At 74.0% G+C, this 11,405-nt stretch carries 5 protein-coding genes; 2 read left to right on the top strand and 3 right to left on the bottom strand.

The features are described from left to right. Together JE024_RS40750 and JE024_RS40745 are read left to right on the top strand one after the other, a co-directional pair. On the top strand, positions 1-304 hold a 304-nt coding region (locus tag JE024_RS40750; protein ID WP_205379029.1), incomplete at its 5' end, for a zinc ribbon domain-containing protein. Next, positions 253-738, top strand: a complete 486-nt coding sequence (locus JE024_RS40745; protein WP_205379028.1) for a DUF4240 domain-containing protein — start codon at positions 253-255, stop codon at positions 736-738. The genes JE024_RS40750 and JE024_RS40745, both read left to right, overlap by 52 nt. Positions 739-865: 127 nt before the next feature. Here JE024_RS40745 and fabD read toward each other — a convergent pair whose 3' ends face one another. The 3 genes from fabD to JE024_RS40730 all read right to left on the bottom strand — a co-directional run. Then, the gene (gene fabD, locus JE024_RS40740; protein ID WP_205379027.1) at positions 866-2,113 is read right to left on the bottom strand and encodes an ACP S-malonyltransferase; all 1,248 of its coding nucleotides are present in this window, start codon (positions 2,111-2,113) and stop codon (positions 866-868) included. Beyond that, the gene (locus JE024_RS40735) at positions 2,113-3,177 is read right to left on the bottom strand and encodes a ketoacyl-ACP synthase III family protein (RefSeq protein ID WP_205379026.1); all 1,065 of its coding nucleotides are present in this window, start codon (positions 3,175-3,177) and stop codon (positions 2,113-2,115) included. Before JE024_RS40735 ends, fabD begins: the two co-directional genes overlap by 1 nt. Continuing rightward, the coding region (locus JE024_RS40730) for a type I polyketide synthase (RefSeq protein WP_205379025.1) at positions 3,174-11,405 on the bottom strand (8,232 nt) is incomplete at its 5' end. The genes JE024_RS40735 and JE024_RS40730, both read right to left, overlap by 4 nt.

Below are 11,405 nucleotides of genomic sequence, written 5' to 3'. Positions count from 1 at the left end.
GCCCCAGCGGGTCACGCTGCACTCCTGGGCCTTCGCCCAGCTCGGGCAGTTCCTCGTCTACAAGGCGCAGCGCGACGGCGTCCCGCTGGTCCACGTCGATGCTGCCTACACCTCGCAGATGTGCTGCGAGTGCGGACACACGGACAGGAAGAACCGTGTGGACCAGGGTCGTTTCATCTGCCGGGGCTGCGGCGTCGTTGCGCACGCGGACCGGAACGCTTCCCACAACATCGCCCGGCGCGGCGTAACCGTGTGGAACGAGGGGCGGCAGTCACCCGTCCCGGCCACCACCACCCCACGGTAGTAGCGGCCCAGACGCGGCAGGAACGTGGCAGCCAGTCACGCACTGAGCTGCAGGCCCGGTCCTTTAGGGCCGAGAAGCTGACCGACTTCACTGCGGGTCTGGTGGCGCTCGGTCGTGATTGGTACGAACGGGCAGTGGTCTGCCCCGATGCACTCGCCGAGCATTCTGCGGTGCGTCGCGCGGCGGCCGACGGGGACGAGAGTGTCGTCTTCGACGAGGACTTCCACTTCGTCGCGCCCACGGCGTATGAGCGGCTGACCGGTGACGCTTCTGCTTTCTGGGCGGACTGGGCGGCCTTTGTCTGCGCTCGCGCGGCCGTCGATGCGGAGGCCGGTGACGGTATGGGTGAGCCGTTCGACTTCGCGGACGACGAGGAGATGCGCCGGCGTCTGCCGCGGCTGGTGGCGCTCCGTCTCGGTGCTGGACCGGTCTGACGCACGCGAGCTACTGGACCGGCTTGACTTACCTGAGCAAGGTGCTTGCCCCGGTGGGGCGGTGGTGGCTTGGCCGTCGAGTGGGCCGCCGCCGTCTCGTCGGGGCGGCACGGTGGCGGCGTGCTCGTCATGCGAGGGCGCGGATGGCCTCGATGGTCCTGGGCACGCTGAGGGTGCCGTTCGCGCAGTCGCGCAGCAGGGCGGTGACCCGTTCGTCCTGGTAGTCGCGCAACGGCGCGGGTGGGGTCTTGGGCGCCGCTGCTCGGGGGATGTCGTCGCGGGTCAGGAGGTGGTCGGCCAGCGCGGCGCAGGAGCGGTGCTGGAAGATGACGTCGGGCTTGATCGGAACGCCGAGGACGGTCGCGGCGCGGCGGGCGAGGCGCACGTAGATGATGGAGTTCAGGCCGAGTTGGCGGAAGGACGCGTGGTCGTCGAAGTCCAGCGCCTCGTCGCCGATCTCGGGCTGGAGGATGTCGTGTTTGATGCGCTGGATCAGGTCCCGGCGGGGGTCGGGGGCGGGCTGGTGGGCGGCGGTGATCCGGTCGATGAGTGCGGTGAGCACTTTGGTGTCGCTGAGTTCGGTGAAGGTGGAGACGCCTGCGTTCAGCAGGTGGCGGATGCAGTCGGTCCAGCGGACGGGCTGGGCGATCTGGTCGGCGAGCAGGTCGCGGATGTCCTGGGCGTCGGGGCCGAACGGGCGGCCGGTGACGTTGGAGACGACCGGGGTCCGCAGTGCGGCCAGGTCGACCGAGGCCAGCAGGTCGCGGAAGCGGGCGGCGGCCGGGGCCATCGCCGGCGAGTGGAAGGGGCCGCTGACCCGGACGGGGATGAAGCCCCGGACACCCTCCGCCTTCTCGAAGAACGGCTTGATCCGGGCCAGTTCCTGGTGGCTGCCGGAGAGCACGACCTGCTCGGGCGCGTTGTAGTTGGCGATGACGACGCCGGCGGCGTCGTGGCGCTTCAGTATCTCCTCGACGACCTGCTCGGGGAGACCGACGACCGCGGCCATCCCGCCGCCGCTGATCTGGCCCATCAGTTCCGCCCGGCGCTGCACCAGGGTGAGGCCGGTTTCGAAGTCGAAGGCGCCGGCCGCGAACAGTGCGCTGTACTCGCCGAGGCTGTGGCCCGCGAGGAAGTCGGCGGGTGGCAGGTCCTCCTGCGCCGCCGACCAGTGCAGCGCGTTGACGACGTAGATCGCGGGCTGCGCGTACGCGGTCTCGGACAGCCGCCGGTCCGGGTTGTCCCGGCAGAGTTCTTCGACCGGGTAGCCGAGCACCTGGTCGGCGCGGCGGAGGAGGTCGGGGAACCGTGCGAAGAGGCTGCGTCCCATGCCCTTCTTCTGGGTGCCCTGTCCCGGGAACACGTAGCAGCGCATCAGATCCGCCCGCCCTCGAGGTGGGATCCGGCCGTCGGCGCGGGCCACGCGGGGAGTTCGGTGATCCGGACCACGGCGCACGTCCAGGTGAAGCCGGCGCCGACGCCGAGCAGCATGCAGAGGTCGCCGGGACCTACGGCGCGCTCCTGCACGAGGTGGTCGAGTCCGGCGATCTGGTCGCCCGCGCCGAGGTGGCCGACGGTGCGGCCGAAGGACCAGGTCGTGAGGTCGAGGTCGATGTCGAGTGCGGCGAGGACCTCGCGCTGCAGCACGATGCGTCCGAAGTGCGGGACGACGAACCGGGCGACGTCGCCCAGCCGGATGTCCGCGTCGTGCAGGGCCCGGTCGACGCAGTCGCTGAGGCCGGCCCGGAACCGGCGGGTGAACTCGTCGAGTTCCACGTCTCCCAGGTACTGCAGTTTGCGCAGACGCAGGTCGATGGGGAGCGTGGGGTCGTGGTGCGGGGTGAAGGGCGCGTCGCCGCGGTGCAGGCGCTCAAGGGTCGGATCGGACACCGTGGAGGTGCTCAGCACCTGGGCGAACCCGGACCTCCTGCTGAGGACCATCGCCGACGCGCCGTCGCCCGGGACGATGCCGATGTCGCTGTTCCAGCGGTCGATCACCGGTGGGCCGACCTTGTCGGCGGTGGTCACCAGGGCCGCCACGTCGCCGGTGGCGGTGAGGGAGCGCGCCGCGATGTCCAGCGCGGTCATGCAGCCGTTGGAGGCGTTCTTGATCTCGAAGGCGAGCGCGGAGTGGTCCCCGAGTACTTCGCGGTGGATGTAGGAGGCCGTCGGGTAGAGCTCGAGGCCCTGGAAGTAGACGCAGGCGTGCAGCAGCAGCGCGATGTCCTCGGCCCGGTGGCCGGAGCGTGCCAGGGCGTCCCTGGCGGCGGCGACCGCCATCTCGGGCGGAGCCTCGCCGGTGGCCTCGCAGACCGATGCGAGCTGCGTGTCCTCGGCGTCCTGGGCGTCGAACCGGCCGTCGGCGACGGCCTCTTCGACCTTGGTCGCCGGGGGCAGGCAGGTCGCGGTACCCGCGATGAACAGGGCCTCTGTCTTCACTTCTCGTTCCCTTTCACGGTGTTCGGGGTGGTGGCGTCGTGGAGCAGGAGCCCGACGATGGCTTCGGCGGTCGGGTAGTCGAACACCAGGGTGGCGGGCAGTGCGGTGTTCAGCCGCTTGGCGAGGCGCTTGCGCAACTGGACCATGGTGAGCGAGTCGAGCCCGAGGGAGCGCAGTGCCCTGTCGGCCGGCACGCTGTCGGGTCCGGGCAGTCCGAGCACGTCGGCGGCTTCGCTGCGGACGAGGTCCAGCAGCAGGGCCGGCCGTTCGGCTTCGGAGGCGTCCGCCATCCGCGCATCGAGCGACTGGGCGGTCCGGGACGCTCCGGCCGGGCTCTCTTCGGCGGTGCGCCGCAGCATGTCGCGCAGCAGGGGAGGCGCCGGCGCGTCGCCGAGCGCGTGTCGCAGTGATGCCAGTTCCAGGCGCACGGGCATCAGCTGGGCCTCGGGCCGCGCGAGTGCGGCGTCCAGGGTGTTCATGCCCTCGGCCAGGGTCAGGGCGCCGATCCCCTGGCGCCGCAGGCGTCCCAGCTCGGCCTTGCCGAGGTGGGCGGTCATGCCCACTCCGGCCTGTTCCCAGAGCCCGAAGGCGAGGCTGAGTCCTGGCAGACCCCGCTTGCGCCGGTTCGCCGCCAGGGCGTCCAGCGCCGCGTTCGCCGCGGCGTACCCGCTCTGCCCCGCGGTGCCCAGCGTTCCGGCCGCCGAGGAGAAGAGGACGAACGCGGCCAGGTCCAGCCGCTCGGTCAACTCGTCCAGCAGGCGCGCGCCCTGGACCTTGGGGGTCATCACCCGGTGCAGCCGCTCCGGGGTGAAGCCCTCCACCAGGCCGTCGTCGAGCACGCCGGCGAGGTGGAACACGGCCGTGAGGGGATGGCCCGGGTCGATCCCTTCCAGTGCCGCGGCCACCGCGGCCCGGTCCGCGACGTCGCCCGCGACCAGGTCCACCCGCTCGGCGCCCGCGGCTTCGAGGTCCCGCACGGACGAGCCGGCGTCGGGGGCGTTGCCGCCGCGCCGCGACAGCAGCACGAGCCGCCGCACTCCGTGTGCGCGGACCAGGTGTGCGGCGAGCGCGCTGCCGAGCTCGCCGAGACCGCCGGTGATCAGCACGGTGCCGTCCGGGTCGAGGGCGCGTGGCAGGGTCAGCACGGTCGGGTGCGCGGCGTTCTGCCGTGCGTGGCGCAGGGCGTGGGGCGCGTCGCGTACGTCGAAGGCGGTGAACGTCCCCTTGTCGTGCCGTGTCTCGGGCGGGGACGGATCGGTGGTGTCCTGCCGCTGATCGGGCGGGGAGGGATCGGCGGCGTCCTGCCGTGTCTCGGGGGCGGACGGAGCGGCGGCCGCCTGCCGCGTCTCGGGGGCGGACGGAGCGGCGGCCGCCTGTGCGAAGGTGAGGGTCGCGGGCACGGGCTGGAGGGTGGCGCCGTCGACGCGGATCCGATTGCCGAGCGCGCCGTGCGCGCGGCCCATGACCCGGTCACCCGCGCGCACCGAGGTGACGCCGCTGCCGACGTCCGTGGCGATCCCCGCGAACCCCAGGACCTCCGCGTGCCCCGGGCCGATCCCTGCGGCGCGCACCTCGACGCGGACCTCGCCGGGCGCGACCGGCTCCGGCGCGCCCTCGTCGTGCGCGGCGGCGACGACCTCCGGCCGCTCGTCGTCCCGCCGGCGCACGTGCCAAGCGCCCTGGTGCGGCAGGACGAGCGCGTCGACCTCCTCGACCGTCGGCCGTGCCCGCGGCACATGGGCCCTCTCGCCGCGCAGCACGTACTCCGGCTCGCCGCCGCTCGCGATCACGCGCGCCAGGAGCGGGAAGTCCGGGGTGCCGGGACCGAGGTCGACCAGGCGCAGGACGCGTTCGGGCTGCTCCGTGCGGGCGGTGCGCACCATGCCCCACACCGCGGCGTGGGCCCAGTTCCCGACCTGGTCGTCCGGGCTCGACGACACCGCGTCGCGGGTGATCCAGACGAACTCCGCGTCGTGGAGCCGGGGTTCGCCCAAGCACACCTGAAGTGTCCGCAGCACCTCGGTGGCGCTGCGTTCCGGTTCGTGCCACGGAGCGGACGCGCAGCCGGGCAGCGCGAACAGCAGTCGCCGAGGCCGCTCCGCCGGGCCGTCGAGCCGCTTCACGAGGGCGTCCAGGTCGGGTACGACGTCGGCGCCGAGGCCCGTGCCGACCTCCGGGTCGCCGACCACGAGGGTGCCTTCGGGGGCGGCGGCTTCGGCTTCGGCTTCGGGGTGGACGTGGGCGAAGCCGACGCGGTAGAGGTGCTCGGCGAACGGGTGTCCGCGGCGTCTGCCGGGCTGGAACTTCAGCCTGCCGATCCGGGCCACCGGGTGGCCTGCCGGGTCGGCCAGCCATACGGTGGCCGGCGCGGGCCCGCCGTCCGCTGCGGCTTCGAACGACACCCGCACGATCAGTTCCCTGCCCGCGGCACGGAACAGCTCGACGTCCGACCAGATGAAGGGGACCAGCGGCCCGGGAGCCGCACCCGCCTCCATCAGACCGGCGACGACGACCTGCAGTGCCGCGTCGAACAGCGACGGGTGCAGGCCGTGGCCGGCCGGATCCAGCGCCTGCGGAAGCCGGACGCGCCCGTAGTAGTGGACGCCGTCGCGGCAGGCGAGTTCGCGCAGTCCCCGGAAGGCGGGGCCGTAGTCGAGCCCGTTCGCGAGGGCGCGTCCGTAGAAGGCTTCGACGTCCAGCGGCCGGGCGCCGGGCACCGGCCACTCGGCGAGGTCCGGCGGCACCGTGGCAGCGGCGCCGCCGCGGGTCACGCACTCACCCGTCACATGCTGCTGCCAGATCCGCGGCTCGTCCGTGTCCTCGGGCTGGCTGTGGAACGCGAAGGGCCGTCGTCCGTGCGCGTCCGGATCGCCGACGGTGGCCTGGATCCGCAGCGCGCGGCCCGGCGGGAGGACGACCGGCTCCAGCAGCGTCAGGTCCGCCAGCGCGTCGGCACCCGCGCTCCGGGCGGCGAACAGCGCGGCGTCGATCAGGCCCGCGCCCGGCACGTAGACCTGCCCGCCGACGACATGGTCGGCCAGCCACGGGAAGCCGTCGGGCGACAGCCGGCCGGTGAACAGGTGACCGCCGGCGCCGGCGAGCGTCGTGGTCGCCTCGAACCACGGATGGCCGGACGCGGGCTGACGTGCCGTCACCGCGGCGGGCCCGGCCAAAAGCCCGTCGAGCCAGAACCGGCGGCGCTGGAAGGCGTACGTCGGGACGTCGGCCTTGGCGGCGCCACAGGACCCGAGGGCTCGCTCCCAGTCCAGCGGGACGCCCTGCTCGAACAGCGTGGCGGCCTCTCGCCACAGCGGGCCCACGCCGCCTGCCGCGGAGGGCATGCCGACATCGAGGAACACGCCGAAGCCCTCGCCGCGCAGCCGTTCCAGCGCGCGGTCGAGCCTCATCGGCTCCGGTTCCGGCAGGCCGCGCAGCCAGTAGTCGCCGCCGAGTTCGGTCCCCGGTACGGCCTCGCCCGTCAGGCGCGAACGGAAGGGTACGGACGCAACTGCGGGGACGATCCCCGGCATCGCACCGCCGGCCGCGTCACCCGAGCTCGCGCGAGCACGATGGGCGACGACGCGGGCGCCGTCCTCCAGGCTCAGCGCGCCGCTCACCACGGCGGCGGCGACCTCGCCGTGCGCGTCGCCCACCACCGCCGCCGGCTCCACACCCCAGCTCTGCCACAGGGCCGCGAGTCCGAGGTAGGTCGCGAACAGCGTGCACGGCAGTGCGTCGGGGCCGTGCACGTCCTCCTCGCCGCGCAGCACCTTCAGCACGGACCAGCCGGTCAGCGGCGCCAGGACCGCGTCGCACTCGGCCACGGTGTCGCGGAACACCGCGTTCTGCTCCAGCAGTCGGCCGTCCGTTCCCGGCGGCTGCGCGGCCCGGCCGCCGAAGACGAAGGCGATCTCCCCCGGTGCCGCGCCGGAGCCGGGCCGGACCGCCCGCAGGGCTTCGGCGGCATCCCCGGCGCTGTCCGCGAAGACCACGGCGCGCGTCTCGAAGTGCGTGCGGCCGACGGCGGAGGTGTAGGCGATGTCCCGCATCGCCGCGGCGGGGCGCGCGTCGAGCCACTGGGCCCAGTGCCCGGCCTGTGCCCGCAGGGCGGCCGCGTCGGTGCCCGAGACCACCAGCGGGAGGACGGGACCGTCGTCGGGCCGGTCCGCGTCGGCGGTCTGGGGTGCCTCTTCGACGATGACGTGCGCGTTCGTGCCGCTGATGCCGAACGAGCTGACGCCGGCGCGGCGCACCCGGCGTGTCCGCGGCCACCGCCTCGGCTCCCGCAGCAGCTCCAGTTCGCCGCCGGTCCAGTCGATCCGGGTGTTCGGCGTCCGGACGTGGAGCGTGTGCGGCAGCCACTCGTGCCGGAGCGCCATCACCATCTTGATGACGCCGATGACACCGGAGGCCGCCTGGGCGTGGCCGATGTTGGACTTGGCCGATCCCAGGTGGAGGGGCCGCACGCGGCCCGAGAACACCGCGGCGAGGGCGCCGGCCTCGATGGGATCGCCGAGCACGGTGCCCGTGGCGTGCGCTTCGACAACGTCGATGTCGGCCGGGGCCAGTCCCCCGTCGGCCAGGGCGCCGCGCAGCACGCGCTGCTGCGCGAGGCCGTTCGGCGCGGTGAGCCCCTGGCTGCGGCCGTCCTGGTTCACGGCGGTGCCCCGCACGACGGCCAGCACCCGGTCACCGTCGCGCCTCGCGTCCGAGAGCCGCTTGAGCAGCAGGACGCCGCAGCCTTCCGCCCAGCTCGTCCCGTCGGCGTCGTCGGCGAAGCTCTTGCAGCGGCCGTCGGCGGCGAGCCCGCCCAGGCGGCTGAACTCGACGAAGATCTGCGGGGTGCTCATCACGGTCACTCCGCCGGCGAGCGCCAGATCGCATTCGCCGCTGCGCAGCGCCTCGCACGCCAGGCGCAGGGCCACGAGCGACGAGCTGCACGCGGTGTCGACGGTGAGCGCCGGCCCCGACAGGCCGAGGGTGTAGGCCACCCGCCCGGAGATCAGGCTCGACCCGTTGCCGGTGATCTTGTAGCCGTCGCTGCTGCCGACGTCCCAGCGCCGGGCGACGTCGTAGTCCGAGCTCATCGCGCCGAGGTAGACGCCGGTGTTGCTGCCTTCGAGGGACGCGGTGCGCAGATTGGCCCGCTCGATGGCCTCCCACACGACTTCCAGGACGAGCCGCTGCTGCGGGTCCAGGGACAGCGCCTCACGAGGGCTGAGCCCGAAGAACGCCGCGTCGAAGTCCTCGACATCGCGTACGAAGCCGCCCTTGCGCTGGTAGCGCCGGCCGGTGGCGGCGTGTTCCGCCTCCTCGATCGTGCCGAGGTCCCACCCGTCCCAGCGCCGCGGGAACGGGGAGGAGGTCTCGCGGCCGTCGGCGAGCAGGTCCCAGAACGCCTCGGGCGTGTCGATCCCGTCCGGAAGCCGGCAGGCCATGGACACGATCACAACGGGATCGTCGTCGTCGGGCCGCGGGGGCGCCGCGGCGACGGCGGGCGACGCCGTGGCCTGCGGGGCCTCGGACCGCGCACCGGCGTGCGTCAGCAGCAGCGCCGCGATCGCCTGCGGTGTGGGGTAGTCGAAGGCGAGCACGGTGGGCAGCGGGACCCGTGTCCGTGCGCTGAGCCGGTTGCGCAGCTCGACCACCGTGAGGGAGTCGAAACCCTGCTCGCGCAGTGTCAGGTCGGGGCGCACGCCGTCCGCGGGCCGGCCGAGCAGGGCGGCGGCCTCCTCGGTGACGAGCGCGACCAGGGACCCGAGCCGCTCGGGTCCGGGCAGTGCCATCACGTCCTGGTGCCACGAGGCGCTGCCGGCGGGCGGGATCGCGTCGTCGTGTTCGTCCAGCCAGTAGCCGCGGTGTTCGAACGCGTACGCGGGAAGGTCCGCCCTGCGCGCGTCCGAGGCCGCGAACAGGCGCCGCCACGGGATCGGGACGCCCTGGGTGTGCAGCTCCGCCAGCGCCCGCAGGGCCTGTGCCGTCCCGCCGCGACCGCGGCGCAGGCTGCCCGCCACGACGGCCGCCCCGTCGGCTTCGGTTCCCTGCGCCAGCGCTATCTGCAGCACCGGATGCGGACTGGCCTCGACGAAGATCCCGAACCCGTCCGCCCGCAGGCGTTCCAGCGCGCGGTCGAAGCGCACCGGCTCGCGCAGGTTGCGGCACCAGTAGTCCGCGTCCAGCTCCGGCCCGGCGGCCCGCTCCCCCGTCACGCTCGAGTAGAAGGCGATCCCCGGCTCCGCGGGGGCGAGGCCGGTGAGCTGCTCGCGCAGCGCGGGCAGCAGCGCGTCCATGTGCGGGCTGTGCGAGGCGTAGTCCACGTCCACGCGCTGGCAGTACGCGCCGGTGGCCTCCATCCGGGCGAGGAAGCGGTCCACCGCATCGGCGTCTCCGGCCACGACGGTCGAGCGCGCGGTGTTCACCACCGCGACCGACAGCGCCTCGCCGTGTGCCGCCAGCTCCTCGACGACGTCGCCCACCGGGCGCTCCACGAGTCCCATCGCCCCGGCCGGCGCGTGCTCGTGCACGGCCCGGGCGCGCAGCGCCACGACACGGGCGCCGTCCGCCAGGCTCAGCGCCCCGCTGACGACCGCCGCGGCCACCTCGCCCTGGCTGTGGCCGACGACGGCCGAGGGCTCGACGCCCCAGGCGCGCCACATCGCGGCGATGCCGACGTACATCGCGAACAGCGCGGGCTGCACCACGTCCGTGCGGGTGAACGGCGGCGCGAGACCGTCCTGTCCGCGCACGATCGCGGCGACCGAGAACCCGGTGTACGGGGCGAGGGCCTCGTCGCAGGCCGTCACCGCCTCGCGGAACGCCGCGTTCTGCTCCCACAACTCCCCGCCCATCCCCCACCACTGGGCGCCCTGGCCGGGGAAGACGAACGCGACGCGGCCGCGGCCGGCGGCCGTGCCCGTCACCACCGCGTCGTGGCTCTCGTCCGCGGCGAGCGCCCGCAGACCGGCCACCGCCTCGTCCGTCGTCCCGGCGATCACCACGCCGCGCGCGGGGTGCTGGGTGCGGGTCGTCGCCAGGGAGTAGGCGACGTCGGACAGCCTCGCCCCCGGCGACCGCCCGAGGTGGTCAGCCAGCCGTGCCGCGTTGCGCGCCAGCGCGTGCGGGCTCGTGCCGGACACCGCCAGGCAGACCGGGCCGCCCGCGTCCGGTGCGGCCGGTGCCGGCGCGCCCCCGGGCGCCTCGCCGAGGGCGACATGCGCGTTGGTGCCGCCGTATCCGAAGCTGCTGACCCCCGCGAACCTGGGCCCGTCCGGCCACGCGGCCGCCTCGGTGACCACTTCCAGCCGTTCGGCGCAGAAGTCGATGCGCGGGTTCGGTGTGCGGAAGTGCAGGCTCGGCGGAATGACGCCGTGGTGCACCGCCAGCGCGGCCTTGACGAGCCCGAGCACACCGGCGGCCGGTTCGAGATGGCCGAAGTTCGTCTTCGCCGAGCCGATGCGCAGCGGCGCGGGCCGGCCGGGCCCGAACACGGTGCCGAGCGCGCCCGCCTCCGTCACGTCGCCCAGGGGCGTGCCCGTGCCGTGCGCCTCGACGTACGCGACGGCACTCGGTGCGACGCCGGCGTTCTCCCACGCCGACCGCAGCACCTGCGTCTGCGCCTCGTGGCCGGGAGCGGTCAGCCCGTCCGTCGCGCCGTCGTTGTTGACGGCGCTGCCGTGCACCAGCGCGTAGACGCGGTCGCCGTCGGCGAGCGCGTCGGACAGCCGGCGCAGCACGACCACCGCGCAGCCCTCGCCCCGGGCGTAGCCGTCGCCCTCGCCGTCGAAGGCCCGGCTCAGGCCGGCAGGGCTCTGCGTGCCGAGTTTCGTCAGGGCCACCGAGGTGTTCGGATGCAGCATCAGGTTGACGCCGCCGGCGAGGGCGAAGTCCGACTCGCCGGAGCGCAGGCTCTGCACGGCGAGGTGCACCGCGACCAGGGAGGAACTCGACGCGGTCGCCACGCCCATCGCGGGGCCGCGCAGCCCCAGCGCGTAGGCGATGCGGGACCCGATCACCGAGTTGTCCCAGCCGATGGCCGAGTGGGCATGGATCGCCTCGGCGGCGCCCTGCGTGAACAGCGGGTACTCCTGCCACATCGCGCCCATGAAGACGCCGGTGCGCGTGCCCGCGAGGCTCTCCGTGGAACGCCGCGCGTCCTCGACCGCCGCGTACGCCACCTCCAGGGCGATCCGCTGCTGCGGGTCCATCTGCCGGGCCTCGGCCGGCGGGAT

It is taken from the genome of Streptomyces zhihengii (assembly GCF_016919245.1).
Lineage (GTDB): Bacteria > Actinomycetota > Actinomycetes > Streptomycetales > Streptomycetaceae > Streptomyces > Streptomyces zhihengii.
Note: the sequence above shows the minus strand (reverse complement) of the source record. Positions and strands in the feature narration are given on the sequence as shown.

Coding starts and splice junctions, on each gene's coding strand:
- fabD (WP_205379027.1), bottom strand. CDS start 2,113: ATGCGCTGCTACGTGTTCCCGGGACAGGGCACCCAGAAGAAGGGCATG.